This is a genomic window from Janthinobacterium longum (genome assembly GCF_051380735.1).
Lineage (GTDB): Bacteria > Pseudomonadota > Gammaproteobacteria > Burkholderiales > Burkholderiaceae_D > Janthinobacterium.
In genome coordinates this window covers 54,974-81,764 of record NZ_JBNYXQ010000002.1, presented here as the reverse complement: position 1 = coordinate 81,764, position 26,791 = coordinate 54,974, and the positions used below count along the sequence as shown (strand labels likewise).

General features: G+C 62.7%; 25 protein-coding genes. 7 read left to right on the top strand and 18 right to left on the bottom strand.

Translation table 11 applies throughout. The annotated features are described in order from the left end of the window. From ACQ4WM_RS08595 to ACQ4WM_RS08575, 5 genes are all read right to left on the bottom strand, one after another. Complete coding sequence (locus ACQ4WM_RS08595) at positions 1-1,419, bottom strand: type II and III secretion system protein family protein (RefSeq protein ID WP_436546294.1); 1,419 nt, start codon at positions 1,417-1,419, stop codon at positions 1-3. Between the two features lie 30 nt (positions 1,420-1,449). Next, a complete protein-coding gene (gene cpaB, locus ACQ4WM_RS08590) occupies positions 1,450-2,310 on the bottom strand; it encodes a Flp pilus assembly protein CpaB (protein WP_436546293.1) in 861 nt (286 codons plus the stop codon). Continuing rightward, complete coding sequence (locus ACQ4WM_RS08585) at positions 2,307-3,677, bottom strand: DUF8689 domain-containing protein (RefSeq protein WP_436546292.1); 1,371 nt, start codon at positions 3,675-3,677, stop codon at positions 2,307-2,309. Before ACQ4WM_RS08585 ends, cpaB begins: the two co-directional genes overlap by 4 nt. A 94-nt stretch (positions 3,678-3,771) precedes the next feature. Further along, positions 3,772-4,275, bottom strand: a complete 504-nt coding sequence (locus tag ACQ4WM_RS08580) for an A24 family peptidase (protein WP_436546291.1) — start codon at positions 4,273-4,275, stop codon at positions 3,772-3,774. 52 nt (positions 4,276-4,327) lie between these two features. Then, positions 4,328-4,510 carry a Flp family type IVb pilin gene (locus tag ACQ4WM_RS08575; protein WP_436546290.1) on the bottom strand — a complete coding sequence of 61 codons (183 nt, stop codon included), beginning with the start codon at positions 4,508-4,510 and terminating at the stop codon, positions 4,328-4,330. Positions 4,511-4,957: 447 nt separating this feature from the next. On the opposite strand from ACQ4WM_RS08575, the gene ACQ4WM_RS08570 reads away from it, so the two are divergent. Beyond that, complete coding sequence (locus ACQ4WM_RS08570; protein ID WP_436546289.1) at positions 4,958-6,004, top strand: GGDEF domain-containing protein; 1,047 nt, start codon at positions 4,958-4,960, stop codon at positions 6,002-6,004. On the opposite strand, the gene ACQ4WM_RS08565 is transcribed toward ACQ4WM_RS08570, so the two are convergent. Beyond that, positions 6,001-7,227 carry an HD-GYP domain-containing protein gene (locus ACQ4WM_RS08565; RefSeq protein ID WP_436546288.1) on the bottom strand — a complete coding sequence of 409 codons (1,227 nt, stop codon included), beginning with the start codon at positions 7,225-7,227 and terminating at the stop codon, positions 6,001-6,003. The two genes, ACQ4WM_RS08570 and ACQ4WM_RS08565, sit on opposite strands and share 4 nt — an antisense overlap. A gap of 150 nt (positions 7,228-7,377) precedes the next feature. Between ACQ4WM_RS08565 and ACQ4WM_RS08560 the strand changes: the two genes are divergently transcribed. Together ACQ4WM_RS08560 and ACQ4WM_RS08555 are read left to right on the top strand one after the other, a co-directional pair. Next, complete coding sequence (locus ACQ4WM_RS08560; protein ID WP_436546287.1) at positions 7,378-8,319, top strand: LysR substrate-binding domain-containing protein; 942 nt, start codon at positions 7,378-7,380, stop codon at positions 8,317-8,319. Between the two features lie 163 nt (positions 8,320-8,482). Next, complete coding sequence (locus tag ACQ4WM_RS08555; protein WP_436546286.1) at positions 8,483-12,070, top strand: indolepyruvate ferredoxin oxidoreductase family protein; 3,588 nt, start codon at positions 8,483-8,485, stop codon at positions 12,068-12,070. A 37-nt stretch (positions 12,071-12,107) separates the two neighbouring features. Here the strand turns inward: ACQ4WM_RS08555 and ACQ4WM_RS08550 are convergent, their stop codons facing one another. Then, positions 12,108-13,118: a substrate-binding domain-containing protein gene (locus tag ACQ4WM_RS08550; RefSeq protein WP_436546285.1), complete on the bottom strand. Its 1,011-nt coding sequence runs from the start codon at positions 13,116-13,118 to the stop codon at positions 12,108-12,110. Positions 13,119-13,395: 277 nt separating this feature from the next. Here ACQ4WM_RS08550 and ACQ4WM_RS08545 point away from each other — a divergent pair, with 277 nt between their 5' ends. Continuing rightward, complete coding sequence (locus ACQ4WM_RS08545) at positions 13,396-13,725, top strand: hypothetical protein (protein WP_436546284.1); 330 nt, start codon at positions 13,396-13,398, stop codon at positions 13,723-13,725. 25 nt (positions 13,726-13,750) lie between these two features. On the opposite strand, the gene ACQ4WM_RS08540 is transcribed toward ACQ4WM_RS08545, so the two are convergent. Next, positions 13,751-14,815 (bottom strand): MBL fold metallo-hydrolase, encoded by a 1,065-nt coding sequence (locus ACQ4WM_RS08540; RefSeq protein WP_436546283.1) that lies wholly within the window; start codon positions 14,813-14,815, stop codon positions 13,751-13,753. A 150-nt stretch (positions 14,816-14,965) separates the two neighbouring features. Between ACQ4WM_RS08540 and ACQ4WM_RS08535 the strand changes: the two genes are divergently transcribed. From ACQ4WM_RS08535 to ACQ4WM_RS08525, 3 genes are all read left to right on the top strand, one after another. Continuing rightward, on the top strand, positions 14,966-15,586 hold the full coding sequence (locus tag ACQ4WM_RS08535) for a TetR/AcrR family transcriptional regulator (RefSeq protein WP_436546282.1): 621 nt from the start codon (positions 14,966-14,968) through the stop codon (positions 15,584-15,586). Between the two features lie 13 nt (positions 15,587-15,599). Next, positions 15,600-15,905 (top strand): hypothetical protein, encoded by a 306-nt coding sequence (locus ACQ4WM_RS08530; protein ID WP_436546281.1) that lies wholly within the window; start codon positions 15,600-15,602, stop codon positions 15,903-15,905. Between the two features lie 63 nt (positions 15,906-15,968). Next, on the top strand, positions 15,969-16,307 hold the full coding sequence (locus ACQ4WM_RS08525; protein WP_436546280.1) for a helix-turn-helix transcriptional regulator: 339 nt from the start codon (positions 15,969-15,971) through the stop codon (positions 16,305-16,307). Here the strand turns inward: ACQ4WM_RS08525 and ACQ4WM_RS08520 are convergent. The 10 genes from ACQ4WM_RS08520 to ACQ4WM_RS08475 all read right to left on the bottom strand — a co-directional run bounded on the left by ACQ4WM_RS08520 (position 16,273) and on the right by ACQ4WM_RS08475 (position 26,790). Continuing rightward, positions 16,273-16,554 carry a 2Fe-2S iron-sulfur cluster-binding protein gene (locus ACQ4WM_RS08520; RefSeq protein ID WP_436546279.1) on the bottom strand — a complete coding sequence of 94 codons (282 nt, stop codon included), beginning with the start codon at positions 16,552-16,554 and terminating at the stop codon, positions 16,273-16,275. The genes ACQ4WM_RS08525 and ACQ4WM_RS08520 overlap by 35 nt on opposite strands. A gap of 18 nt (positions 16,555-16,572) precedes the next feature. Continuing rightward, positions 16,573-17,721 carry a Gfo/Idh/MocA family protein gene (locus tag ACQ4WM_RS08515; RefSeq protein WP_436546278.1) on the bottom strand — a complete coding sequence of 383 codons (1,149 nt, stop codon included), beginning with the start codon at positions 17,719-17,721 and terminating at the stop codon, positions 16,573-16,575. Position 17,722: 1 nt separating this feature from the next. Further along, on the bottom strand, positions 17,723-18,784 hold the full coding sequence (locus ACQ4WM_RS08510) for a sugar phosphate isomerase/epimerase family protein (protein WP_436546277.1): 1,062 nt from the start codon (positions 18,782-18,784) through the stop codon (positions 17,723-17,725). Between the two features lie 93 nt (positions 18,785-18,877). After that, entirely contained in the window at positions 18,878-19,816 is a 939-nt protein-coding gene (locus ACQ4WM_RS08505) for a substrate-binding domain-containing protein (protein ID WP_436546663.1), read from the bottom strand. A gap of 89 nt (positions 19,817-19,905) precedes the next feature. After that, positions 19,906-20,913 carry an ABC transporter permease gene (locus ACQ4WM_RS08500; protein ID WP_436546276.1) on the bottom strand — a complete coding sequence of 336 codons (1,008 nt, stop codon included), beginning with the start codon at positions 20,911-20,913 and terminating at the stop codon, positions 19,906-19,908. Next, positions 20,894-22,381 (bottom strand): sugar ABC transporter ATP-binding protein, encoded by a 1,488-nt coding sequence (locus ACQ4WM_RS08495; protein ID WP_436546275.1) that lies wholly within the window; start codon positions 22,379-22,381, stop codon positions 20,894-20,896. Before ACQ4WM_RS08495 ends, ACQ4WM_RS08500 begins: the two co-directional genes overlap by 20 nt. Beyond that, positions 22,381-23,409 (bottom strand): LacI family DNA-binding transcriptional regulator, encoded by a 1,029-nt coding sequence (locus ACQ4WM_RS08490; RefSeq protein WP_436546274.1) that lies wholly within the window; start codon positions 23,407-23,409, stop codon positions 22,381-22,383. Before ACQ4WM_RS08490 ends, ACQ4WM_RS08495 begins: the two co-directional genes overlap by 1 nt. A gap of 122 nt (positions 23,410-23,531) precedes the next feature. Beyond that, a complete protein-coding gene (locus ACQ4WM_RS08485; protein ID WP_436546273.1) occupies positions 23,532-24,113 on the bottom strand; it encodes a hypothetical protein in 582 nt (193 codons plus the stop codon). A gap of 135 nt (positions 24,114-24,248) precedes the next feature. Continuing rightward, positions 24,249-25,175, bottom strand: a complete 927-nt coding sequence (locus ACQ4WM_RS08480; protein ID WP_436546272.1) for a glycerophosphodiester phosphodiesterase — start codon at positions 25,173-25,175, stop codon at positions 24,249-24,251. Beyond that, positions 25,150-26,790, bottom strand: coding sequence for a hypothetical protein (locus ACQ4WM_RS08475; protein ID WP_436546271.1), 1,641 nt, complete (start codon positions 26,788-26,790; stop codon positions 25,150-25,152). The genes ACQ4WM_RS08480 and ACQ4WM_RS08475 overlap by 26 nt, the downstream gene beginning before the upstream one ends. Position 26,791 lies beyond the last annotated feature (1 nt).

Sequence of the window (26,791 nt, the reverse complement as noted above, 5' to 3'; positions counted from 1 at the left end):
TTAGTGCAATTCGAAGCCGCCGGCGGTGCGCGGCGCGCCTTCCATCTTGCCGTTCAACATCAGATCCGTCCTCGATGGCGGCGCCAGCTGCGCCGTCGGCAACACTGCGCCGCCGGGCGGCAGCGGCTTGACCAGGTGGGCCGTGATAACGAACAGCAGCTCGGTACGGTCATGCTGGAAATCGGTGCTGCGAAACAGCGCCCCGAGCACCGGCAACTCGCTGAGCCAGGGCAGGCCGGTGACGTTGCTGACCTGGTTGTTCTTGATCAGGCCGCCAATCGCATAGCTCTGGCCGTCGTACAGCTGCACCGTGGTCGAAGCGCGCCGCGTCGTGATCACCGGCAAGATGGAACGGCCGCTGACGCCGGCGCTGGAAATGCCCACCCCTTCGCGCGACAGCTCCGACACTTCCGGCGCCACCTTCAGGTTGATGCGTCCGCCCGACAGCACGGTCGGCGTGAAACGCAGGCCGACGCCATACTCGCGCTCTTCCAGGGTGACCTTGTTGTTGTCCTGGCCGACCGGAATGAAAATCTTGCCGCCGGCCAGGAAGCTGCCTTCCTGGCCGCTGATCGCCATCACGGTCGGCTCGGCCAGGATGCGTATCAGCCCATCCTGTTTCTGCGCTTCGATGGTCAGCTGCTGGCCGTTCGACTTGCGCAGGTCGAGCATGCCGTTGGCCGCACCGGTCAGGAAATTGGACAGCAAGGTGGTGGCCCAGCTGCCCGAGGCAAAGCGCAAGGTGGCGCCCACTTCCAGGCGTTCGAGCAGCGACTTCGATACTTCGGCGATCTGCACCGCCAGCATCACCTGCTGCGGCGCACTGACGTTGAGCATATTGATGATGCGGCTGGCGGCCCCGCCGGCGCCGGCGACAGCCGTTGCTGCGGCCGGAGCGGTGCTGCCGTCGGCCGGTTTCGGCAGCGCCAGCGGCGTGGTGGCGCGCCGCACATAGGCTTGCGCCAGCTCGATGGCGCGCAGCACGGCGTCCGCATCCTGTACCGTGCCCGACAGCACCAGGGTATCGGCGGCGGCCGTGACGCGGATGGCTTTTTCTTCCGGCATCAGTTCGGCCAGGGTCGCACGCAAGCCGGCCGGGTCCATGCTGACGGTGACGTTGACCACGCTGCACACGCCGCTTTTACCCTGGATAATCATGTTGGTGCTGCCAATATCGGCCCCCACCACATACAAGGTATCGGGCGCGACCAGCATGGCTTGCACCACCGCAGGATTGCCGACGCTGCGCTGCAGCACCGGCTCGGGCAGGCGCAGCATGCTTGACTTGCCCACCTCGAGTTGCAAATGGCCGGGCGTGGCGGCAGCGCCGCCGCAGCGCGGAGCACTGTCGGCGGCGGCCAGCGGTGGCGGCGCCAGCATCAGCAAGAGCGGGCACAGGATCGACAGGGCGCGTTTCATAGCAAGATATCCATGGTTGGGGGCGGGCAGCTAGAAGCATTCGCGCGAGGCGCGCGTGCCGTCGATCCGGCCGCTGCAATACAGTGGCGGCGCCACCGCCGCCACGCGACGCGGCGTGGCTGGCTTGACGGCAGGGGCCGGCGCGGCAGCCACCGGGGACGCGGCCGCAGGCTCGGGCGAAGGTGCGCCCAGCAGTGTCAATTTGGTGGCGCCGCCGGTGACGCCAGGCTGCGGGTCGACCTGGTTGCGCAAGACCAGCGACAAGCTGCCCACGCTGCGCGCCAGGTCCAGGTTTTCCGCTTGCGCCGGTGTCACTTCCAGCGTCACCGCATTGACCACGCGCGGCTTGGTCTCGTCGCGCCCCACTTCCTGCGCCACCGCCAGCACCAGTATGCGTTCGAGCACGATCTTGGAGATATTGCGGCTTTGCGGATAGCTGCGCTCGCCCGCATCCTGCTGCGTGCTGACGATGATGTCGACATAATTGCCCGGCAAGGCAAAGCCGGCCACGCCGATTACGTCGTTGACGCGCACGGTGATGGCGCGCCGCCCTTGCGTGATCAGGGCCGACAAACCTCCCAGGGTGCCGGCCGGCGCCAGCTTCGCCTCGCTCAGCGGTTCACCGCGCAGCACGCTGCTTTTCAGCACCCGTCCCGACAGTTTCAAGGGGTCTTGCAGCGCGCCTTCCGGCAGGCTTTCCGCCGGCCATTCGGCCAGCCGCAGCATGTCCGGGCTCAGGCGCTGGCCCAGGTTGACGTCGGCTGCGGCGACCACGATCTTGCCCTTGCCGGCAGGGCTCTGGCGCAGCAGCCAGTGCGAGGCCAGCAGCACCGCCAGCAAGCCCAGCACGATGGCCAGCGCCATCATCACCAGTGCGCGGCGGTTTTTCATGCGATGCTCTCGTGCTGCGCGGCGTCAGGCGCATCGCAGCTGGCAAACAGGCTGCTCCAGGCCTGCTCCAGCGTCGCCACTGTCAATTGCGCTTCGCTGCCGGCAAAACCGGCAAAGTCGGCGATGCGGTCCAGCAATTCACGCGGCGTGCTGGCCAGCAGCGGCCGGCCGCTGGCGCCGTGTAGCTGGTGCAGCAAATGGTGCAGCACCGCCTCGTCAAACGCGATGCCGGTAGCGCGGCATTGCTGGCGGAACAGCAGGCGGTAGGCGCTCTCGCCCAGCGGACCGATCCGCACCTTGTAACCGATGCGGCGCAGCAGGGTGGCATCAAACAGGCTGGCCGGCGCTACGTTGGTGACCAGCAACAGGGCATTGTCGAATGGCATGCTGATGCTGGCGCCACCACTCAGGCCCAGTTGATCGATGCCGCTAGCGGCCGGCTGCAGCAGCCGTGTCAGCAATTGAGGCGCCGGCAGGCGCTGGCAGCCCAGGTCGTCGATGATCAGCATGCCATTGTTGGCGCGCACATGGGGCGGTGCCTGGTAGCAGCCGCCAGCTTCGTCATGGCGCAGTTCCAGCATGCTGGCGTCAAACCCGGCGCCCACCTGGATCACGGGACGCTGGCACAGCACCCAGCGGATATCGGTGCTGCGCCGCTCAAGCGACTGGCGCGCATGGTTGCCATGCTGCGGCGCCGGCGGCAAATGCACCGCCGGGTCATACAGGGAAATGATATCGCGCCCGACCACCACCGCATACGGCACCGCCACCAGGCCATGCAGCAACTTGCCCAGTTGCAGCGCCAGCGCAGACTTGCCGCTGCCTGGCGGGCCATACAGCAACAGCGAACGCCCGGAATACAGGGCCGCGCCGACGGTATCGAGCAGGCCCGGCCCGGCGTGTGCGCCGCACAGCACCAGCGCCAGGTCGTCGCTGTCCACGCGCGGTTCCTGCGCCCGCCAGGACTGGCGCGCCACCATCGCGCGGTAGGAGGCCAGAGTGACGGGGGCCGCGCCCAGGTAGGCGCAGCGCGCCATGAAACCAGCGGCATGCTGCTTGCCGGCGCCGGTCAGCTGATATTGCACGTCGATCTCGGATTCACCACGCCAGGCCACTTCGGCCAGTTGCTCGCCCACCATGAAGTCCAGCACCTCGCGCAGCACATTGATCGACAGCCGCAGCCGCGTGGCAAGCACCGACAAATGACTCTTGCCGGCCACCAGCATGGCCTTGGCGATCAGTTCCACCACCAACTGGCGCTCCAGGCCCGTTTCATGCAGGCTTTTTGGCTGAGGCGGCAAGGGCGGCATCAGCGCCGCATCGGCCGGACGGCTGGTCGCGGCAGTGTAATAATCGACTTCGGTCATGCGATTTCTCCCGAACTTGGCCAGCTTGCGAAAGACAGAATTTCATTCTAGCGAGCAACTTCAAAGCGATATTGATTCGAAGCAATGATATGTTTCAGCAGTAATTCCGGCCCTGTACCAGCAAGGTGCCCAATGCGATCGCCAGGCCATACGGCATATTGCCGACGCTGGCGTGGCTGGCGGGCGGCGACGCCAGCGGCCACAGCAACTGGTGCAGATTGCGCACACACACACGCCAGCTGCCTTGCCAGGTCACGATCAGCAGGGCCATCAGGCCACCTAGCACAAACGTGGCAAAGCAGATCAACAGGGTTGGCCAGGGACCGACAAAGGCGCCGACCATGGCGATCAGCTTGACGTCGCCGGCGGCCATGCCGCGCAGCAAATACAGGGGCAGAAACAGGAAGAAACCGGTGGCCATGCCGCCCAGGCTGTTCCATAACCAGGATGGCGCCGCCAGCGCGCCATGCAGGCAAAACGCGGCGAGCAGGCCCGCCAGGACCAGCCGGTTGGGAATCTTGCGGCGGCTCAGATCGCTGACGGCGGCGGCCGTCACGAAGACCAGCAGCAGCAGGTCGCACAGCACGCTTGCAGACATGAAGACACTCCGTAAAAAACCCGCCACCGGTTGCCCGGCGACGGGCGCCCGCTTAAGGCGTCAACACCAGATTGGTCGAAATTTCGGTGAGGACAGCCAGCAGGTTGGTCTTGATCAGCAAGAAACCGGCCGTGATGGCAGTTGCCATCAAAGCCGCAATCAGGCCGTATTCGATTGCCGTAATGCCATCCTCATCCTTGACAAACTGCTGTACTGCCGACAGGAAGGTATTCATGACAGGCTCCCAAAAAGTGAAACACAAGTCCCTGGCGCAATCGGTTGTGAAACATTGTTCATTCCTGCTACTATGTTTCTTGCCGTAAATTTCTGCACCATCGCAATGACTATAAGACGCGGGCAATTTGCCAAGTTGACGTACCACAAGTTTCTAAATGGAAATTGTCAAGCGCGCGTGAAATGGGGGAAGATCGCAGACGACCGGCCAACGATATCGACAGCAACTTGGGCCAGGATGCATGAATCTCATGTATTTACATGAAATATTGCTTACGTAATTGCCTATCAGGCAAAAAAACATTATCCTGCCTAGCTCTTCTTTGGAAAGGCACCTCGCCGTTGCTGAGTGCCACCAAATAATCCTTGGCCCCTTGTAACGGACGTATATTGCTGGACGCAATGTTGGTATGAAGAATCTTGTGTGACCACTTTCCAGAGAATGACGATGGATTCGCTACTGAAACACATGGTGGACATGACCGGCCACCGCGATCACACCATGCTCGACGTCTCGGTGATCTCGGCGGTCCAGGAACTCGCTTGCGCGACCCAAACGCGCGTGCTGGCGCTGAGCAGCGCGCGTGGCCAGGTGTTTGTGCGGGCGCGGGCCATTATCGTGGCGGGCAGTCCGGCGCGCATGGAAGACAATCTCGATCCCGCGCTGCCGGGCGAACCGCTGTCGGACTATCCGGCGCTGGCGGCCTGCATCGCGCGCCATGAAACCAGCTGCGATACGCTGTGCAGCGATGGCCGTCACCTGCTGTGGCTGCCGATCTGGATCGGCGACCAGGTCACTACCTGCCTGGAAATCACCAATCCCACGCCGTACACTGGCGCCACCATCCAGGTAATCGGCGGCATCGTCAGCGTGTACCGCAATTTCCAGAACCTGCTCGATTACAGCGAACGCGATTCGCTGACCGGTTTGCTGAACCGCAAAACCTTCGACGACCAGCTGGCCAAGCTGCTGCAATCGCGCGGCGAGCTTGAGAACGAAACGGCGCGCCCCGTCAACGCCGAGCGCCGTCATCACGGCAAAACCGAACAGCAATGGCTGGCGGTGGTCGATGTCGATCATTTCAAGCTGGTCAACGACAAGTTTGGCCACCTGTATGGCGATGAAGTGCTGATCCTGATCGCCAACCTGCTGCAATCGTCGTTCCGCACGCAAGACCGCATCTTCCGCTTTGGTGGCGAAGAATTCGTCGTGCTGCTACGCTCGATCACCCTGGAAAATGCCCAGAAAATCATCGATCGTTTCCGCATCAACGTCGAAACCCATGATTTTCCGCAAGTGGGCCGGGTCACCGTCAGCGTCGGTTTCGTCAGCATCAACGCCTTCGAGGCGCCCGTCATCATCTTGGGCCGCGCCGACCAGGCGCTGTACTACGCGAAAAGCCACGGCCGCAACCTGGCCTGCCACTACGACGAGCTGGTGGAAAAAGGCATGTTGACAGCGGTCGCCTCGAACGATACGGCCGAGTTTTTTTAAGCGTCTGCCAGCGCCAGAAAACGCATCGGATCGACCTGCCACCTGGCAGCCGATTCGTGGCCGACGATCTTGTCGCCGCCACCAAAACCGAGCCCGCGCGACAAGTCGACCGTCTCTGGCTTGATATAGGCATTGCTCTTGGTGCTGAAGAATACATTGACCTTGGGCGCCAGCAAATTGCTCTCGTTCGCCTCGATCACCACCGCCAGGCGGCCAGACTCCAGCTTGACCAGCGTGCCGACCGGATAGATACCGACACAGCGCATGAAGTCCTGCACCAGAATGGGACTGAAGTGGAATTTGCTCCATTCATAAAGCTTGCGCAGCGCGTCGGCCGCAGGAATCCCCCTGTGATAGCAGCGCTCGGACGTCAGCGCGTCATACACATCGACGATGGCTGCCATCTGCGCCAGTTCGCCGATGGCGTCACCGACCAGGCCATCGGGATAGCCACTGCCATCGCGCCGCTCATGGTGATGCAAGGTGATATCGAGCGGGATCGGTCCCAGGTCTGGCGTTTGCAGCAGGATGGTATGGCCATCGCGCGGATGGCGTTTGATCAGATCAAATTCTTCCGCCGTAAGGCGGCCAGGCTTGTTGAGGATGGCGTCGGGCACCAGCGCCTTGCCGGTGTCGTGCAGCAGGCCGCCCAGCCCGGCCTGGTAAGCAGTGGCCACGTCCATCCCGCGCGAGCGACAGAATGCCACCATCAGTGCGCAGACGCTGACAGAATGCAAAAAAGTATAGTCATCCTTGGTCTTGATGCGCAGCAGCCCCGTCAGGGCGCCCGGATTGCGCAGGATCGATTCGGTAATATCGTGCACCATGGCGCGCACCCGGTTGATTTCCAGCGCATTGCCCATACGCACGTCTGCCATTACCGTGCGCACCATGCCAGCGGCCTGGCGGCGCAGCTGGGTGGCACGCGCCAGCTCCATGCTCAGCGCGATGCGCGTGACAGGCTGCGGCGCGCTGACGATCTGCACCAGCTCGCGCTCGATGTCGGCGGCGGCCTGCGCCACGCTGGGTGCATCCTGCACGTCCAGGCCCTTGCTGTTGTCGATCACCACGTCGTGGATGCCGGCCTGGACAATCTTGCGGATTTCCTCGTCGCTGCGCAACAGGAAACGGTTGCGCATGAAGGGATGCGTCATCCAGTCGCAGCTCAGATCATGGACATACATACCCACCTTTAACTGCGAAGAATCGACTTTTTTTAACATGCTTTATCCTACAGGTCCGTCGGCGTGCGCGCCGGGGCGCATCAGAAGCGCTAGAATGAGTATAGCAAAATTGCAAGGCCCGGCCACGCCGATGCCAGCGCATAATTTTTGTGCCACCAGCCCTGTTTTCCCTCACCAGATTGCCTGTTCATGGAATTGCGTCAACTTCGTTATTTTGTTGCCATCGTCGACCACGGTTCGCTGTCGCGCGCGGCCCTGACCCTGCACGTGGCACAGCCAGCCCTGACGCAACAGCTGCGCCAGCTGGAAGAGGAACTGGGCGTGCAACTGCTGCACCGCTCGGCACAGGGCGTGCTCAGCACCGACGCCGGCAAGATCTTTTACGAACACGCCCAGGCCATCCTGAAACAGGTGGCCGATGCCCGCTCGGCCGTCACGCAAAGCGCCACGCGTCCGTCCGGCAATGTCACCCTGGGCCTGCCGCACAGTATTTCCGGCGCACTGGCCCTGCCGCTGTTGCTGGCCGCGCGCGAACAGTATCCCGAGATCACCCTGCAACTGACCGAGGAAATCACCGGCAACCTGACCGAGCAGCTGAAATCGGGCCGCATCAACCTGGCCGTGCTGTTCGACGACGGGCAGCTGGCGCCGTTTGCCAGCAGTGCGCTGGTGGAAGAGGAGATGCGCTTCATCTGCCGCAGCGATGCGCCGTTTGCGCCCGACGGCCCGGCCATCTCGTTCCGGCAGGCACTGGCTACCACCCTGATCCTGCCCGGCCCCCAGCATGGGGTACGCCCGCGCATCGACAGTCGCGCACGCGCTGCCGGGCTGACGGCCGCGCATGTGATCGAAATCAATTCGATCGCCATCCTGAAATCGGCAATTCTTGCCGGCATGGGCGCGACCATCCTGCCGGCCGCTCCCATGCTGGCCGAGCTCGACAGCGGCGTCATGCAAGGCTACGCCATCCATAGCCCGGCCCTGACGCGCACGGTCGCCCTGTGCGCATCGAAAAACATTCCCCTCACGAATGCCGGCGCGGCAGTGAAACAGCTGGTGCGGCAAGTGGCAGCGCAGTTGTGCGACAGCGGCCGCTGGCAAGGCGCACACATGCTGACGCCCACCACATAAGATTTTCTTATAGCCCCATCGCCAAGGCGTATTTGCCGCGCCTGCCTGCCCGCCCTACACTGAGGCAGCCGCATACACGCGGCCATCCCGTCTGCCCAGCGCGCGCCTTACCGGGCGCCGCCGCTTCGCACACGTCATCTGAGCCACCCTTTTGGAGACAGCCATGTCCGTGACCACGGAAAACGGCTCCGCAGCGTTCGTCAGAAACGCCGGTACCGCGCCATCTACGCCGATCGAACTTTCCCGTTTGACCACCGTCAGCCTCGACGACAAATATACAGCCACCAGCGGCACGATCTTCCTGTCCGGCATTCAGGCTCTGGTACGCCTGCCGATGATGCAGCGCCTGCGCGACCAGGCCGAAGGCCTGAACACGGCCGGCTTTATTTCCGGCTACCGCGGCTCGCCCCTGGGCGGCCTGGACGAAAACCTGTGGAAAGCGAAAAAGCAGCTGGAAGCGCATCACGTGCAGTTCGTGCCCGGCGTCAATGAAGACCTGGCTGCAACCGCCGTCTGGGGTTCGCAGCAGGTCGACCTGATCGGCCCGGCCAAATACGATGGCGTGTTCGCCATGTGGTACGGCAAAGGACCCGGCGTGGACCGCTGCGGCGATGTTTTCAAGCACATGAACCATGCCGGCACGGCCAGGCATGGCGGGGTGCTGCTGGTGGCCGGCGACGATCACGGCGCGTATTCCTCGACCCTGCCGCACCAGTCCGACCATCTGTTTTCGGCCTCGATGATCCCGCTGCTGTACCCGTGCAATGTGCAGGAATACCTGGACCTGGGCATCCACGGCTGGGCCATGTCGCGTTTTTCCGGCTGCACCGTTGCCTTCAAGGCACTGGCCGATACAGTCGAATCGTCTGCATCGGTCGATGCAGATCCGTTCCGCGTGACAGTCAAAATCCCGCAGGATTTCCAGATGCCCGAAGGCGGCCTGAACGCGCGCCTGTCGAATATTCCGCTGGGCCAGCAAGCGCGCAACCAGGAAGCGCTGATGCAGGACTATAAAATCTATGCGGCACTGGCGTATGCACGCGAGAACAAGCTCAACCACACCACCATCGACAGCCCTAACGCACGGCTGGGCATCATTGCCTCCGGCAAGTCCTACCTGGACGTACTGGAAGCGCTGGAAGAACTCGGCATCGACGAAACCATGGCGGCCGGGGTCGGCCTGCGCCTGTTCAAGGTGGCCATGCCGTGGCCGCTGGAACCGGACAGCGTGCGCGAATTCGCCCAGGGACTCGATGAAATCCTGGTGGTCGAGGAAAAGCGGCAAATCGTCGAATACCAATTGAAAGAACAGTTGTACAACTGGCGTGACGACGTGCGCCCGCGCGTGATCGGCAAGTTCGACGAAAAAGGCGAATGGGTGGCGCCGCGCGGCGAATGGCTGCTGACCTCCAAGGCTGACTTTTCCGTCTCGCAAGTGGCCAGAGTGATCGCCAGCCGCATCGCACGGCTCATTTCCGATCCGCTCACCTGCGACCTGATCAAGGCACGATTGAGCTTTCTGGACGCCAAGGATGCGGTGCTGAAAAAAGCCGTCAACACGCCGTTCCGCCCGGCCTTCTATTGCTCGGGTTGCCCGCACAATACCTCGACCAAAGTGCCTGAAGGCAGCCTGGCGCTGGCCGGCATCGGCTGCCACGTGATGGCAACCTCGATCTATCCGGAAATGAACAAGCTGACCACCCACATGGGCGGCGAAGGCGCGCCATGGATAGGCCAGGCGGCGTTTTCCACCCTGCCCCATGTGTTCCAGAACCTCGGCGACGGCACGTATTTCCATTCGGGCTACCTGGCAATACGCGCCGCGCAGGCCGCCAGGGTCAATATCACCTACAAGATCCTGTACAACGATGCGGTGGCGATGACGGGCGGCCAGCCGGTCGACGGCCTGATCACCGTGCCGATGATGGCGCAGCAGGTGGCGGCCGAAGGCGTGGCCCGTATCGCACTGGTGACCGAAGACCTGTCGCGCTATGCGGACCGCGCCAACTTGCCGGCGCACCTGACCTTGCACGACCGCAAGGATATGGATGCGGTGCAGCGCGAACTGCGGGAAATACCTGGCGTGTCGGTACTGATCTACGACCAGACCTGCGCCGCCGAAAAACGCCGGCGCCGCAAAAAAGGCGAGTATCCAGACCTTGCCAAGCGCATGGTCATCAACGACGCCGTCTGCGAAGGCTGTGGCGACTGCGGCGTGCAGTCGAACTGCGTGTCCATCCTGCCGAAAGAAACGCCATTTGGCCGCAAGCGCACCATTGACCAGTCGTCATGCAACAAGGATTATTCCTGCGTCAAGGGCTTTTGCCCCAGCTTTGTGACGGTCGAGGGCGGCAGCCTGAAAAAGACCAAGACCGGCACCAGCAAGCAGGACGATTTCGGCCCGCTGCCGGAACCCGTGCTGCCGGCCTGCAACACCCCGTACAACGTCCTCATCAACGGCATCGGCGGCACCGGCGTGATCACCGTCGGCGCGCTGATGGGCATGGCCGCGCATCTCGAGGGCAAGGGTGCCTCCGTGCTGGACATGACGGGTATGTCGCAAAAGAATGGCTCCGTCACCTCGCACGTGAAGATCGCCGGCACGCCCGCGCAGATCCGCGCCCAGCGCATCGCCACCGGCGAAGCCGACCTGATACTGGGCTGCGACATGCTGACGGCCGGCGCCCACGACGCCATCTCGAAAATGCGCCCGGGCCGCAGCCTGGCCGTGGTGAATCTGCATGAACAGCCGCCAGGCACGTTTGCGCAAAACGCCGACTGGCAATACCCGACCGCGCAGGTACGCCAGCTGATCGAGGAATCGGTGGGCGGGCCTGAGGCGGCCGACTTTATCGATGCGACCAAACTGGCCACCGCGCTGATGGGCGACTCGATCGCCGCCAACCTGTTCATGCTTGGCTACGCCTGGCAAAAGGGCCGCATTCCGCTCACCGAAGCGGCGCTGCTGCGCGCGATCGAATTGAATGGCGTGGGCATCGAGTCGAACAAAAAAAGTTTCCTGTGGGGCCGGCGCGCCGCCGTCGACTTGCGCAAGGTGACGCAGATCGCCACGCCGTCGCAGGCGATCGTGATGCAAATGCCGCAAAGCCTGGACGCCGTGGTCAAGCAGCGCGTGGAGTTTCTCACCGCCTACCAGGACGCGACCTATGCGCAGGGCTACCAGACGCTGGTCAACCAGGTGCGCGACCGCGAAAACGTGCTGGGACTGGGCCAGAAACTGTCGATGGCGGTGGCGAAAAGCTACTTCAAGCTGCTGGCCTACAAGGATGAATATGAAGTCGCCCGCCTGTACACGGACGGCCGTTTCGTGGAGCAACTGCAGCAGCAGTTCGAAGGCAATTTCTCGATCAAGTTCAACCTGGCGCCGCCGCTGTTTGCGAAAAAGGACGCGAAGGGACATTTGGTCAAAGCCGAGTTCGGTTCATGGATGTGGCATGGCTTCAAATGGCTGGCCAAGGCCAGGGGCTTGCGCGGCGGCCCCTTTGACCTGTTCGGCTATACGGCCGAGCGCAAGATGGAACGGGCCCTGATCGTCGAGTACCGCGAGCTGCTGGCCAATCTGCTGGTGAACCTGACGGCTGACAATCTGGCCACCTGCGTGGAACTGGCCGCCCTGCCCGAAAAAATCCGCGGCTTTGGTCATGTGAAGGAACAGGCAGTCGCCAACTGGCGCCAGGAGCAGGCACGGCTGCTGGCGATGCTGGCGGCAGGCAGCAAGCACGCTGCCTGAGCACATCAGAACGCAGCGACTGGTCGCTGCGTTTTTTTCACTGCAGGCAGCGCGCCACCGTTGCCCCCGGCAGCAACACCGGCTGCCAGATTTCCTGCAGTTTTTCCGGTGGCGCGCCGGCCAGCAAGGCTTGCAGCATTTCGACCATCTTGGCACCGGCGCGGCGCAAATCGGGTTGGTCTATGGTGGTAACGTCGATACCGATCAGGCTGTCTTCCACATTGCCCCAGACGATCACCGAGATTTCCTTGCCAATGGCAATGCCGGCGTCCAGCAGGGCACGCACCACGCCGACGCCGGACAAATGGTTGTCGACGATAACGGCGGTGGGACGCGGCGTTGCGGCCAGCAGTTGTTGCATGGCCTGGTAGCCGCTGCGCCGGTCCAGTGCCTGGTCCAGCACATGGCGCGGGTCGGCCTGCAAGCCCGCCCGCGCCATGCAGCGCAGGAAGCTTTGCTTGCGCTGATGGGCAAAATGCAGGTCAAGCGGCGCGCTCAGCAGGGCGATGCGCTGGTGGCCATGGGCCAGCAGGAACGCTACGGCCAGGTCGATACCGGTGTCGTGGTCGTAGTCAAAATACGCATATGGCTCGTCGGTGCAGGTACGGCCATGGGCGACGAAGGGAAAGCCGGCCTGCATCAGGCAGGCGATGCGTTCGTCCTTCACCTTGGTACGCCCGACCACCAGGCCATCGACCTGATGGCTGCGCATCATGGTTTCGTAAGACGGCAGTTCGTTTTGCGGCGACACGGGAGAAATGATCAGACTCATTTTCGACGCTTCCACCGCCTCGGACATGCCATTGACCACCGACAGGAAAACGCTGTCGCCCAGGTCCTCGGGCAGCAGCGGAAAAATCATGCCCAGCACATTGCTGCGGCCGACAGCCAGGCTGCGCGCCAGCGGATTGGGCCGGTAGCCGACCTTCTTGGCGGCCGCCAGGACGATTTCACGGGTGCGGGAATTGACTTCCGGATAGCCATTCAAGGCTCTGCTGACTGTCGTTTTGGACATGCCCAGGGCGATGGCGAGGCTCTTGAGATTCATGTTTACTACCTGCCTGCAAGGGGCAAGCTCAAGCTGTCATAGCCGTCGATTATAGCCTAGAGCAGCGGGCAAACGGCTGCAACACAACAGAAAATGATGCAAAAAAAATATCGAAGGTAATACTTAAACGACATCTAAACAGCGCAACTCGCCATGCCAGGCCGCGCACCGCTGAATTATCAAGAATGCACAGATTACTGGCGATATGCGAAAATTTGTCCTACGCTTGATTAAAGTAAAACTGTTTCCACCTATCCATGCTCACAAGGTGACTATCGTGGCCTCACTCTCCTCCATCAATTCCCTGCAAGCCGGCCTGGCAACGGCGCAACGGCGCGTCGAACAAGGCCAAAACCAGGTGCAGCGCGACAGCGAGCAACTGGCAAGCAGCCAGCGCCAGCTGGTCAAGGAAAAGGAACAGCTGAGCGACACCCAGCGCAGCACGCAACAGGCGCAGGCGAACAGCCAGGCACCAGTCAAAGTGCCGCAGCTGGACCAGGCGATCAAGGTGGCGGTGCCCTCGCAACTGGGCCTGAACCAGCCGGTACAGCCTCAGCTGAACAGTTTCGGGCAATCGATAGGCCGCCTGATCAACACGACGGCCTGAAACATTCGGCTGCGTATCAGATTGCTTATTGCTGCATCTCCTGCTCCACCACTGACAACCACCATTTCTCGCCCGCCTTGGGCTGGCGCAAGTCGACGGCTTCCCCCATCTGCGGCGTGGCCAATGGGACGCCGCGCTTGAGGGCCAGCGCCGCGATGCGGTCGAATGGCTCATGCCAGGCGTGCAGCCCCAGGTCAAACGTGCCGTTATGCACCGGCATCAGCCACTTGCCCTTCAGGTCCAGATGGGCCTGCAAGGTCTGTTCGGGCTGCATGTGCACGTCGGGCCACAGCTTGTCATAGGCACCCGTTTCGATCATGGTCACATCGAATGGTCCGTATTGTTCGCCGATCTGCTTGAAGCCGTCGAAATAGCCGGTGTCGCCGCTGAAAAACACGCGCAATTCAGGCGCCTCGATTACCCAAGAAGCCCACAGGGTCTTGTTGCCATCGAACAGGCCACGTCCCGAAAAATGCTGCGACGGCGTCGCCACCAGGCGCACGCCATCGAATGTGATGCCCTGCCACCAGTCAAACTGCTGCACCTTGGCCTTGTCGATCCCCCATTCCACCAAAGTATCGCCCACGCCCAACGGCGTGACGAAATGCTCGGTCTTGGCCGCCAGCGCCAGCACGGCCGCATGGTCGAGGTGGTCGTAATGGTCGTGCGACAGGATCACGGCCTTGATCGGTGGCAATTCCGCTATGCTGATAGGCGGCTGGTGGAAGCGCTTCGGCCCGGCCCATTGCACGGGCGAAGCACGTTCGGAAAATACCGGGTCGGTCAGGAAAAAATGGCCATTGAGTTTCAGCAGCAGGGTCGAGTGGCCGAGGCGAAACAGGGTATTGTCGGGTGCGGCCAGCAGTTGCACGCGCGTCAGCGCTTGTACCGGTACCGGCCTGGTCGGCACCGTGCCGGCTGGTTTGCCGGCGGCAAAAGCCCACATCAGCTTGATGGTGTCGAGTCCACCCAATTTGTGCATGGCGACCGGATTGCGGAACTTGCCGTCCACACGCTGCAAGACGGTAGGGGCGGCAGGCGCGCCGGTATCGGCAGGCTGCGCGCGCAGGGTGCAGGAACTGATGCTCATCAAGACTCCCAGAAAGATAATGTGATGCAAGGACATATGCGGCCCGTCGTGTCAAATACAAGGAAAATTTACACTACACAGTGTAGTTCTGATTCGAAGCAAAGTAAACCAGGAGGTGTAAAATATTGTTTTCAAAGGAGATTTGCAGCCATGGCCTCACCGCAACGCTTGACCGACCGCAAGCGCGTCGCCATCGTCGATGCCGCCATCGCCGAGTTCCGCGAGCACGGTTTCGATGCGACCAGCATGGACAAGATTGCCGCCACGGCCGCTGTTTCCAAGCGTACCGTCTACAACCATTTCCCCAGCAAGGACGAGCTGTTCTCGGAAATCCTGCAGCGCATGTGGGAAAGCAGCGCGGCGCAACCGGCCGTGCCCTACTTGGCCGACCAGCCGCTGCGCCCGCAAGTACTGGCCCTGATAGAGCAGAAAATGGTGCTGCTGTGCGACGCCGCCTTTATCGATCTGGCGCGCGTGGTGTTTGGCGAAACCATCCATTCGCCTGCGCGTGCGCAAGCGATGGTGGCGCGCCTGAATGAAAAGGAAACCGGCCTCAATATCTGGATCCGCGCGGCCCAGCAGGATGGCCGCATCAAGGCCGGCGACACGCTCGACGTGGCGCACCTGTTGATGTCGCCATTGAAAACCTTTGCCTTCTGGCCGCAGATCACGCTCGGTGAGCCGCTGCTTGCCCCGGCGCGCCGGCGCGAAGTGACGGAACTGGCGGTCGATATTTTCCTGTGCTACTACGCCATCACGAAACCGGACTGAAACAGGAGCGCGCATGACGATCACCCCGGAACAACTGGCCCTGCTGATGCAGGAAGTGGAAGTGGCCGATCCGATTGACTTTGCCGACCTGCCCTTCAACGAGCAGGAATTGCGCGGCCTGATCGCCAATCATCTGTGCGAAATGGCCGACGCCATGGAAAGCTTCACGCCGGAAGACCGCAACCTGGCCCTGCTGGCCGTGGCTGCCAAGCTGGTGCTGGAAAACCTGGTGCTGCATGTGCAACTGCTGCGCCGCCACGGCCTGCCGGTCAGCGACGGCGTGGAAGCGCTGCTGCAGCGCTTGCAGAACAAGCGTTAAAGCACTGGCGCCGGCGGGAAATCGACGACGGTATCGTTGACGCGGTTGAACAGATTGGTAAATGTGATCGCACTGATGGCCATGCTGATGCGCGCCTGGCTGGACTGGCATCTGTCCAGCCAGGCCGCGACCTGCCATATGTCGCGTGCCAATTTCGCCCGCGTGTTCCGCCAGGTGGCGGGCACCACGCCGGCCGCGCTGCTGCAGCAACTGCGCATGGCGCAGGCGGCGCAATGGCTGCGCCAGGATGGCCGCCCGGTGGCCGAGATCGGCGAACAGGCAGGCTACCAGTCCGAAGCGGCCTTCAACCGCGTCTTCAAACGCCATTTCGGCGTGGGGCCGGGAAAATACCGGCGCATGGCCACGCTCAAGGCCGGCGCACCGCCCGCGCCTGCAGCGTGACGTCGCTTTCCGCCACCGCCACGCACGGCAAAATATAGCCGTCCAGGCGCTCGTCGGGGCTGACGCCGGGCCAGTCCACCGTGTAGCGCACCTTGCCTTGCGGCATGTGGCACAAACAGCTGCGGCAAGTGCCATTGCGGCAGGAACTGAGCAGGCGGATGCCGGCCAGTTCGGCGGCGGCCAGCAGGGTAGTATCAGGGCTGGCGGAAAATTGCCAGCCCTGCGGGAGTATGGTGACGGTAGGCATCCGTCCAGTCTAGCAGCCTCAAGCGTCTAAAGTGGTCCACTGTGCGCCCGCCGCATGGCTGCGCAGCACGGCTTCGGCAAACGCCAGCCCGGCCACGCCATCGATCACGGTCGGCAGCAGGCGAGCCGCCTCGGGAATCGCCTCGCCCGCCTGCAGCGCACGGATGGCGAGCGCGGCATCCAGGTACAGCTGGGCAAACGCTTCCAGATAGCCTTCCGGATGGCCGGCCGGCACGCGCGTGGCGTGCTGGGCGGCGGCGCTGTTGACACGGCCCGGACGCAGCAACTGGCGGTTGCCGCCCTGGGGCGTGAACCACAGTGCGTTCGGCTGTTCCTGGTCAAAGTCGAGCTGGGCCTTGCTGCCGAACAGGCGCAGGCGCACCGTGTTTTCGCAGCCGGTCGCCACCTGGCTGGCCCACAGCGTACCTCTGGCGCCATTCGCATAGCGCAGCATCACCTGCACATGGTCGTCCAGCGTGCGCTTCGGTACAAAGGTCGACAGTTCGGCCAGCAGTTGCTGCGGCGTCTGTCCGCTGACGAACTGCGCCATGTGATAGGCATGCACGCCCACATCGAGCAGGGTACCGCCCGGGCCGGCTTTGGCCGGATCGTTATGCCAGTTGCCCTCTGCCATGCCGCCGCTGGCAATCGCCCCGGCCAGCCAGTCCTGCGAGTATTCCACCTGTACCAGGCGCAGCTGGCCGATCTCGCCGGCCTCGACCATGGCTTTCGCATGGCGCAGCAGCGGATAGCCGCTGTAGGTATGGGTCAGGGCAAACAACAGATTCTTTTGCTTTGCCAGCGCCGCCAGCGCCTTGCCTTCTTCCAGCGAAATGGCCAGCGGCTTGTCGCAGATCACGTGGATGCCCGCTTCCAGGAAGGCCGTGGCGACCGGCGCGTGCAAGTAGTTGGGCGTGACGATGGCCACCGCCTCGATGCCATCGGCGCGCGCGCTTTCCACCTGCGCCATTGTGCGGTAGTCGCTGTAGCTGCGCTGCGCTGCGATATGCAGCGCCTGACCGCTCTCTTGCGCACGCACAGGATCGGATGATAGTGCCCCGGCCACCAGTTCGTACTGGTCATCGATGCGCGCCGCAATCCGGTGCACGGCGCCGATAAACGCGCCCTGCCCGCCACCCACCATGCCCAGCCGTATTCTGCGTTGCATCTCAAGCTCCTTGTTTCAGGCCCAGCAGTTGATTGATCTGGCCCTGGTCGACCGCGCTGCCGGCAAAGTCATCAAAAGCATGTTCGGCCACGCGGATGATGTGATCCGTGATAAAGCGCGCACCTTCGGCCGCGCCATCTTCGGGGTGCTTCAGGCAGCACTCCCATTCCAGCACCGCCCAGCCGGGAAAATCGTACTGCGCCATCTTCGAGAAGATGGCCTTGAAATCGATCTGGCCGTCGCCCAGCGAGCGGAAGCGCCCGGCCCGGTCCTGCCAGTCGCTGTAGCCGCCGTACACGCCCTGGCGCCCGTTCGGACGGAACTCGGCGTCCTTGACGTGAAACGCCTTGATGCGCTCGTGATAGATATCGATAAAGGCCAGGTAGTCGAGCTGCTGCAGCACGAAGTGGCTGGGGTCGTACAAAATCGAAGCACGCGGATGTTGATTCACCGCATCGAGAAAGCGCTCGAACGTGACGCCATCATGCAGGTCTTCGCCCGGATGCAGTTCATAGCAGAGGTCCACGCCGGCCGCGTCGAACGCATCAAGGACAGGCAGCCAGCGTCTGGCCAGCTCGGCAAACGCGGTCTCCACCAGGCCGGCAGGGCGCTGCGGCCACGGGTACAGATACGGCCAGGCCAGTGCGCCCGAAAACGTCACGTGGGCCGTCAAGCCCAGCCGTTGCGAAGCGGTGGCGGCCCACAACAGTTGCTGCGTGGCCCAGGCCGTGCGCGCGGCCGGGTCGCCCTTGACATGCGCGGGCGCAAAGCCGTCGAACAGCGCGTCATAGGCGGGATGGACGGCAATCAGCTGGCCCTGCAGATGGGTCGACAGTTCCGTCACCTGCAGGCCGTAACGCGCCAGCAGCGCGACCACGTCGTCGCAATACTGCTGGCTGGCGGCCGCCTGCTCCAGGTCGAACAGCCGTGGCGCGGTCGGCAGCTGCAAGCCCTTGTAGCCCAGCCCGGCGGCCCACTGCGCCAGGTGTTCCAGCGTATCGAACGGCGGCTCCTCGCCGAGAAACTGGGCCAGGAAAATGGCCGGGCCCTGGATGGTTTTCATATCAATATCCTGTTTGCTAAAGCCGGGGTCAGACCCTCAATACCGCTAACGCAAAAGTCATTGCTGGCGGACGAGGGGGTCTGACCCCAGAATTTAAAAAGGCGACTTTGGAAAGTAAAACTGTTTGGCATTCTCGCGCGTAATCAGTACCGATGGGATGATCGTGTTGGCAGGCAGTTTTTCGCCTTTCAAACGCGCTTCCGTGGTCAGCTTGATGGCGTCGTACATGAACTTCGGCGAGTAGGATACATTGGCGACGACTTGCGGGTCGGAACCGTCCATGATCTTCTTCACCGCACCCTTGGCGCCGGCGCCGCCGAACACCTGCTTGATGTCGGTACGCTTGGCCTGCGCGATGGCTTTCTGCACGCCGATGGCCATATCGTCATCGGCCGCCCATACGGCGTCGATCTGCTTGAAGCGGGTCAGGTAATCCTGCATGACCTTGAAGGCATCGTCGCGGTTCCAGTTGCCGTATTTGGCATCGAGAATCTTGATCTCCGGGTGGCCCTTCATGACGGCGTTGAAGGCGTCGAAGCGCTCGTTGTCGAGCGTGGTCGGCATGCCGCGCAGCACCACGATATTGCCCTTGCCGTTCAGGCTTTTCGCCAGGTACTCGGCCGGCAACTTGCCAAAGGCCGTATTGTCGCCGGCGATATAGGCATCCTGCGCCTGGGTATTGGTCAGGCCACGGTCGACCACGGTCACATAGACACCCTTGTTCTTCACCTGCGCCACCGGCTGCGTGAGCGACGCCGATTCGATCGGGAAAATCACCAGGGTGTTGATCTTGTTGACCGTCAACATGTCCTGCAACTGGTTGGCCTGCTCGGGCGCGGTGGCGGCTGTCTTGACGATGATTTTCACGCCAGGATGGGCTTTTTCCAGCTCCGTCTTGGCCTGGTTGGCCCACCATACGATGCCCGACGTAAAGCTGTGGGTGGCGGTCGGAATTGCCACGCCTACGACTAATTTGTCGGCAGCCTGCGCCGCCATCGGCACGGCCCACGCCTGCATCACCAGTACTGCCATCCCTGCTACACGAATAAAGCTGTTCATGCTGCTCTCCTCCAAGGTTATGGACGGCCTGCGGGCCGCCCTTTCAGAACGCCGCTGTGTTTTTATTTGCGGCCTCGCTGCAGGAAGGCGACGGCGATAATCACCACGCCTTGCACTGCGGCATTCAGGTAGACACTGATAATGCTGGTCAAATTCAGGATATTGCTGATCACGGACAGCAAGATGGCGCCGATTACGGTGCCGACGATGCGTCCTTCGCCGCCCTTCAGGGCCGTACCGCCGACCACGACGGCAGCAATCGCTTCGAGTTCCCACAACAGGCCGGTGGTCGGCGTGGCCGAACCGAGGCGCGGCACATACAGCACCGTGGCGATGCCGACGCATACGCCAAGCAGCATGTAGGTGGCGATCTTCACGCGGTCGACGTTGATCGCTGCATAGCGCGCCACTTGCTCGTTCGAGCCGATGGCCTGCACATGGCGGCCAAAGGTGGTGCGATTGAGAATGATGGCGCCAGCCGCTGCAACGAACAAAAAGATCCAGATCGGAATCGGCGCACCGAGCACGCTGGTGTAATACACGGGGCTGTACAGGTCGGACAAGGTGGAATCGAGGGTCAGCGCGCCGCCGTCGGCCAGATAAGTCAAGACGGCGCGAAAGATGCCGAGCGTGCCCAGCGTCACAATGAAGGGCTCGATATTGCCCTTGCTGATCAACAAGCCATGCATCAGGCCAAAACCGGCACCCAGCACCAGCGCCATACCGATACCGAGCACCAGCATGGTGATCGGCGCCAGGTCGCCGCCCGCGCCCATGGCCAGCTGGTTCATGAAATAAATCATGCAGCCGGCGATCAGCGCGGCCATCGAACCGACCGACAGATCGATGCCGCCCGAAATAATCACAAAGGTCATGCCGACTGCGATAATGCCGATAAAGGCCGTGCGTGTGAGCACGTTCATCAGGTTATCAAACGTGGCAAAGTCACCGTTGAGCAAGGTGCCCGCAATGCACAGGGCGATCAGGCCCAGCACGGGACCAAAGCCCTTGATGCGGCTGCCCAGTTTGGCCAATGAACTGCTGGTGGTATCAGTGCGTGCCGGTTGCATGAGCAATCAACTCCTCTTCGGTCAGGTGCTCGGCGCCGAGCGTGGTTTGTAAAGTGCCGGCACGCATCACCGCGACGCGGTGGCACAGGCCGATCAGTTCGATCAGTTCCGACGAGATCACGATCACGGCGCGCCCTTCGGCAGCCAGGCGGTGGATCAAAAAGTAGATGTCGCGCTTGGCGCCCACGTCCACGCCACGGCTCGGTTCGTCGAGCACGATCACGCGCGGATCGGAATGCAGGTATTTGGCCAGCGCCAGCTTTTGCTGGTTGCCGCCCGACAGCATGCGCGCACGGCTGCCTTGGTCGCCGGTGCGGATATTGAAGTCATCGACCGCCTGCGCCAGCGCCGCCTTTTCCTGCTTCAGATCGAGCCAGGGGCGCGCATAGCGCTCCATCGTCATCATGGTCAGGTTTTCACGCAGGCCCAGGTTCACGTGCAGGCCCTTGCCCTTGCGGTCTTCGCTCAGATATGTCATGCCATTGATCATCGCCTGGCGCGGCGTGCGGATATTGACCTGTTTGCCGTTCAGACTGATGGTGCCGGCGCTGCGTGGCCGCAAACCCAGCAGCGCCTCGAAGGACTCGGTGCGGCCGGCGCCGACCAACCCGGCAAAGCCCAGCACTTCGCCGGCGCGCACCTCGAACGACAGGTCCTTCGACCAGCCCGGCACGCACAAACCCTCGACCTTCAACAGCACCGGGGCGCTTGGTGCCAGCGGCACTTTTGCCGGGAACATGTCGGACAATTCGCGCCCTACCATCAGGTTGGCCATCTGCTGGCGCGTCAGGCTGGCCGTCAGTTCGCGCGTGACGAAACGGCCATCACGCATGACGATCACCTCGTCCGTATTGCGCTCGACTTCATCGAGCTTGTGCGAGATATACAGGATGGTCACGCCATCAAGCTTTAGCTGCGCCATCACCGCAAACAGGCGTCGGGTTTCCGACGAAGTCAGGGTCGCAGTCGGCTCGTCCATGATCAGGAAACGGGCGCGGCGCGACAGCGCCTTGGCGATCTCCACCAGCTGCTTTTCGGCCACGATCAGGTCGCGAATTTTCGTCTCGGGCACTACCTCCAGGCCGACCTGTTTCAGGTAGCGCGAAGCCTCTTCGTGCATGGCTTTTTCGTCGAGCAGCCAGCCGCGCGTTTTCTCGTGGCCCAGGAACATGTTCTGCGCCACCGTCAGGTGTTCGGCCAGGTTGAATTCCTGGTGGATCAGCACGATGCCGGCGCTTTCTGCCTCACGCGAACTGCCAAAGCGCTGCGGCTGTCCATCGATCAGCAACTGGCCTGCGCTGACGGCCTCGTAACCGGCCAGGATTTTCATCAGGGTCGACTTGCCGGCGCCGTTCTCGCCGAGCAAGCCATACACCCTCCCCGGCGACAGTTCAAAACTGACGCCATGCAGGACCCGCACCGGACCGAAGTCCTTGCAGATCGCTTCAAATCGGACGGCAACGCTCACTATGCGCTCCCCCGTAAAACCAGTTTGTGTTGCAGCAGCACCCCCGGCACTTGCGCTGCCGGGTCGGCCAGGCGCAGCAAGAGCAGGCGCGCTGCCGTCTCGCCCAGTTCGCGCATCGGCTGCGCGATGGTGCTCAAGCCCGGATCGATCTGGGCGGCGATGGCAATATCGTCGAAACCAATCACGGCCACGTCTTGCGGCACTCTTTTTTTCAGCTGGCGCAGCGCGCTCAACACGCCGATGGCCAGCGTATCGGAGACGGCGAAGATGGCCGTCGGCGCATCTGCTTGCGCCATCAGTTCCAGCGCCGCCTGCGTGCCGGCCTGGTAGTCCAGGCTCTGCACGGTGCGCATCCATTGCGGCTGCACCACTACGCCGGCACTGGCCAGGGTGTCCAGATAGCCCTGGCGGCGCTGGCGCGCATACAGATAGCGCTCGTCGGAATTGATCAGGCCAATGCGCGTATGCCCCTGCGCCAGCAAATGCGCCACCGCGTCGGACGCGGCCCGATGGTTGTCGATGCCGACATACGGCACGGCCACGCCAGGATCAAATTCGCAGCAGGCCACCCATGGCAGGCTGATCGATTCATGCAACAGCGCATGCTGCACCGTATCCGGGTCGAGGCAGATGGCGCCGTCGGCGCGGTGCATGCGCAGCAAGTCGAAATACGAACGTTCGCGGCCCTCGTCGGCGCCCGTGTCGCACAGCAGCACGAAATAACCATGCTCGCGCGCCACTGTGTCGATGCCACGCACGATCTGCGCATAAAAAGGATTGCCGACGTCGGGCACCATGGTCAGCAGCATGCGGCTCTCGGCCGTACGCAGGCTGCGCGCCAGGTGGTTCATGCGGTAGCCCAGGGCCGCTACGGAAGCGAGCACCTTGTCGCGCGTCAGCGCCCGCACGCCGCTTTGCTCGTTCATCACGCGCGAGACGGTCGCCACCGACACGCCTGCATGGGCGGCGACGGCGCTGATCGACACGGTGTTTTCTGGCGCTGGCGCGATGGGGACGATGGGCGGCATGGGCTTCTTCAAAAAATGTAATCGATTACATTTATAAGACAGCGCAGATCAGTATGCAAACATTTTCGATGCTGCGGTGCCGCAGAAAGGGCCCGTGGCAGGAGTGCCGCAGGCCCTGTTTTTCAGGGCTGGACGGGGCGCTGTTGCACGGCAAAACCGGCGCGCACGGCCGACAGCGCCGCCACCCACAGGATCAGGCCGGCGCCGAGGCAACCTACGGGGTCGAGCGGGCCCAACCGTACGCTCAAGGGGTAGCCGATGGCCCATACCGTCAGCGCCATGCCGATCGCCAGATGGCGGCGCGCCTTGAACACCCAGGCTAGCGGAAAGAAATGCAGGCCGACAATCAGGATAATGGCCGGAATAAACCACGCCTGCAGACCAATGTTCTTGAGTACATTGCCAACAATAAAAATGCTGATCCACTGACCTGCATTGATCAGGTTGAACCAGCGGCTGTTGCGCTTGTCCTGCGGCGTACCCGCCTGCGCCGCATGGGCGGCCCGGTGGCGGCGGAACTGGCGCCACGCCAGCATGAACAGAAAGGCGGCGATGGCGGCGATTGGCAGCAGCCGCAGCGGCTGTGCGCCATAGCGCAGCACGCACCAGCCGGCCACCCAGGCGCCGCCGAACAGGGAGTAGAACATGGCGCCGATGGCGCTGCCGGCAAGCGCGGCGGAGTTGGCAGGAACTGCGATCGTCATGGCGAAGATGGCTGGAAAAGTGGCTACGGCAGGCTGCGCCGCAATGTGAGCATGATGCCATGAACATCATGAGCATCATGAGCATAACCGCCGCCGGCATCACTTTATTTTGTATCAGGACGCGCGGCGGCCATGCTAGTCCAGCATGCCGCAAAACGTCTCGGGGCTGCCATCGAGTATCACCCCGCTGGGCCAGCGATGGCTGCGCTTTTGCGCCCGCAGCAACGACGCTGCCAGCGCCGAATCGCCATCGACTGCATATACGAACACCGGCATGCTCAGGCCGGCGGCGTCCGTCAGCAGGTCAGGATTGGCGTCCAGGCTGCGCGCGTCGACATGCACGCCGACCGGCATGCCGATCTGCTGCTGCACCCGCTGCAGCCAGGGCTTGTCGAGTTTGGGCGCGCGGGCATTTTTGGCGATAAAGCGGCTGACCCGGTTGGCGCCAGCCGCCTGCGCGTTGCGCGCGTCGAACACGATCAGGCCCAGGTAACCCTGCGGATCGGCGCGGCGCGCGCACATCAGGTTGTTCGGCACGCTGGAGGTCAGGAACCAGTTGCCGTGCTTGATGCCACCGCGCAACTGGCTCACCAGGCCTTCTATGGGCGCGCACGAGGGCAGCACGTCCTTGATCTCTGCATTCAAAGTTTTGGCGGGGAACGGCGTGGCCAGGTCGGCGATGTCGGCCACGAACGGCGGCGTTGCGGCCGTGGTGACGCCACGGTTTTTCATGCTGGCGGCGCGCCATTGCCCGGCGTTCATCTGCCGCACGGGCAAGGGCTGGCCCGTATCGACCACCCGGCCCGTCAGCACGTCGTGGTGCACCACCCAGTTGCCGTCGCCCAGCAGCTGCAAGTCCGTTTCGACACCGTCCCAGGTACCAAAATAGGCATTGCGCAAGGCGCTCAGGGAGTTTTCCGGGGCATTGCCGGCTCCCGCATAGCCGGCGCCACGGTGGGCCTGCACCTTCATGCCCAGGCATTCGGCTTGCACCAGGCTGCTACACATGGTCAACAGCAGCGCCAGCGCGGCCGCCTTATTTTTTTTCCGGGTGATAGCCATATTCCATTCCCTGCAAAATATTGAGTCGGATCGCTTCGTTGACGGGGTAGCTATAGCCCTGCCCCACTGCCACCACATGCGTGAAATTGGCCAGCAGCGCCTTGCCGGCGATGCGCCAGCGCGTGCTGCCGTCTTCGGCCTGGCGGTTCCAGTCCAGCATCTGGCGGAACAGCTCGCTACGCGTCACATTATTGTCCGAAAGAGTAAAAATGCCCCAGGTTCCCAGGAAAGCACCGGCCAGCACGCCGGTGGCGATCCAGGCCGAGCGGCGGCTCAACTGGCCGTCGGCACCCGCCTGTTCACCCCGGCGCGCGGCCAGCACCAGCAGGCCCACGGTGGCGATCAGGTACAGCAGCTTCGAGAAGTGGCCGATGGCGCCCAGCAAGGAGAAAAACAGCGCCACCGGCGGCACGATGGCTGCGCGCGAGGCTTCCTTGCCTTTTTCAAAGTACTTGCCGCCGCCTTCGAAGTCGATGGGACTGGCGCGGTATTCCACCAGTTTTTCCTGCGTCACGTGCGCTGCAAACTGGTCAAACAGGCGGCTGAACTCGCCCGGGCTGCTGTAGGCATCCTGCACCACGGCGCCCTTGGGCAGGCGCAGGCCGCGGCTTTCTTCGCTGCCGTCGCCACCGTCAGGCCCATCGCGCAGCACGGCCTGGATGCCGGGGCGCGCCACGAAGGCAGGGAAGGACAAGCCGGGTGGAATCCGGTCACCCTTGATCGTCACACCCTTGCTGGCCGCTTCCGAGGCATAGCGGCGCTTGACGGCCAGGCGGAACGAGAGCTGGTCGGCCGGATGCCAGTTGGCCGGCACCGGCACTTTTTTGCGCACATTGTTGACGACCGCCGCACGGCGGCGCGCCGGCACCGATTCGGGCCGCCAGCCGTGGCGCGACAGGCTCTGCTCGTAATCGCTCCACGACGATTGCTGTTTGGCCTGCAGGCCCGGGTCGCTGTCGGGAATGATCCCCGAATACAGTTCCCACTTGTCGTGCACTTCCTTGATCGCTTTCTGGTACTTTTCGTAGTAACCGCCTGCGCCGCCGGCGACCTTGCGCACATTGAAATTGATCAACTGCTCCTTGGCCGGCTCCATGCGCTCGTCAAGGTGGCCGACCGACACGGCCAGGAAAGGAAACAAGGCCAGGAAGGCCTTGCCTTCGGGCTGGGCAAACAGGCCCGGGTCGTCGACCAGGCCCTGCAGCTGCAGGCTGCCGCCGACCAGCGAGCGCTGCATCAGCGTGGTATTGAAGGCCATGCGGCGAAATTCGGCATCGCGCGTGTTGACCAGCACGGTAACAAAGGTTTTCAGCACCATGAACACGATCAAGGCCGTGGCCAGCGACCATGCCATGATTTTTTTCCAGCTGGGGCCGGTAGTGTCGAGGCGCAAGCGCCGGCGCCACATCAGTTGCAGCACCACCAGCGCGGCGGCGATGCCCGACAGGCTGCGGCCGTAAAACTCCACCTCTTCCACCGCCTGGTGATTGACGTCACCACCCACCACGTCGAGCAGGCGGGCATTGAAGCCCAGCTCGAAGCACAGGTAGACAATGGTCAGGACGATCAGAATCAAGGTCTGCCGGATCTGCAGACTGCGCAAGCTCGCTGCCATC

Coding starts and splice junctions, on each gene's coding strand:
- ACQ4WM_RS08535 (WP_436546282.1), top strand. CDS start 14,966: ATGGCCTCACCGCAACGCTTGACCGACCGCAAGCGCGTCGCCATCGTC.
- cpaB (WP_436546293.1), bottom strand. CDS start 2,310: ATGAAAAACCGCCGCGCACTGGTGATGATGGCGCTGGCCATCGTGCTG.
- ACQ4WM_RS08475 (WP_436546271.1), bottom strand. CDS start 26,790: ATGGCAGCGAGCTTGCGCAGTCTGCAGATCCGGCAGACCTTGATTCTG.
- ACQ4WM_RS08575 (WP_436546290.1), bottom strand. CDS start 4,510: ATGAATACCTTCCTGTCGGCAGTACAGCAGTTTGTCAAGGATGAGGAT.
- ACQ4WM_RS08585 (WP_436546292.1), bottom strand. CDS start 3,677: ATGACCGAAGTCGATTATTACACTGCCGCGACCAGCCGTCCGGCCGAT.
- ACQ4WM_RS08505 (WP_436546663.1), bottom strand. CDS start 19,816: ATGGCAGTACTGGTGATGCAGGCGTGGGCCGTGCCGATGGCGGCGCAG.
- ACQ4WM_RS08570 (WP_436546289.1), top strand. CDS start 4,958: ATGGATTCGCTACTGAAACACATGGTGGACATGACCGGCCACCGCGAT.
- ACQ4WM_RS08485 (WP_436546273.1), bottom strand. CDS start 24,113: ATGACGATCGCAGTTCCTGCCAACTCCGCCGCGCTTGCCGGCAGCGCC.
- ACQ4WM_RS08520 (WP_436546279.1), bottom strand. CDS start 16,554: ATGCCTACCGTCACCATACTCCCGCAGGGCTGGCAATTTTCCGCCAGC.
- ACQ4WM_RS08580 (WP_436546291.1), bottom strand. CDS start 4,275: ATGTCTGCAAGCGTGCTGTGCGACCTGCTGCTGCTGGTCTTCGTGACG.
- ACQ4WM_RS08550 (WP_436546285.1), bottom strand. CDS start 13,118: ATGAATCTCAAGAGCCTCGCCATCGCCCTGGGCATGTCCAAAACGACA.
- ACQ4WM_RS08490 (WP_436546274.1), bottom strand. CDS start 23,409: ATGCCGCCCATCGTCCCCATCGCGCCAGCGCCAGAAAACACCGTGTCG.
- ACQ4WM_RS08595 (WP_436546294.1), bottom strand. CDS start 1,419: ATGAAACGCGCCCTGTCGATCCTGTGCCCGCTCTTGCTGATGCTGGCG.
- ACQ4WM_RS08510 (WP_436546277.1), bottom strand. CDS start 18,784: ATGAAAACCATCCAGGGCCCGGCCATTTTCCTGGCCCAGTTTCTCGGC.
- ACQ4WM_RS08480 (WP_436546272.1), bottom strand. CDS start 25,175: ATGGCTATCACCCGGAAAAAAAATAAGGCGGCCGCGCTGGCGCTGCTG.
- ACQ4WM_RS08555 (WP_436546286.1), top strand. CDS start 8,483: ATGTCCGTGACCACGGAAAACGGCTCCGCAGCGTTCGTCAGAAACGCC.
- ACQ4WM_RS08565 (WP_436546288.1), bottom strand. CDS start 7,227: ATGTTAAAAAAAGTCGATTCTTCGCAGTTAAAGGTGGGTATGTATGTC.
- ACQ4WM_RS08560 (WP_436546287.1), top strand. CDS start 7,378: ATGGAATTGCGTCAACTTCGTTATTTTGTTGCCATCGTCGACCACGGT.
- ACQ4WM_RS08515 (WP_436546278.1), bottom strand. CDS start 17,721: ATGCAACGCAGAATACGGCTGGGCATGGTGGGTGGCGGGCAGGGCGCG.
- ACQ4WM_RS08530 (WP_436546281.1), top strand. CDS start 15,600: ATGACGATCACCCCGGAACAACTGGCCCTGCTGATGCAGGAAGTGGAA.
- ACQ4WM_RS08540 (WP_436546283.1), bottom strand. CDS start 14,815: ATGAGCATCAGTTCCTGCACCCTGCGCGCGCAGCCTGCCGATACCGGC.
- ACQ4WM_RS08500 (WP_436546276.1), bottom strand. CDS start 20,913: ATGCAACCGGCACGCACTGATACCACCAGCAGTTCATTGGCCAAACTG.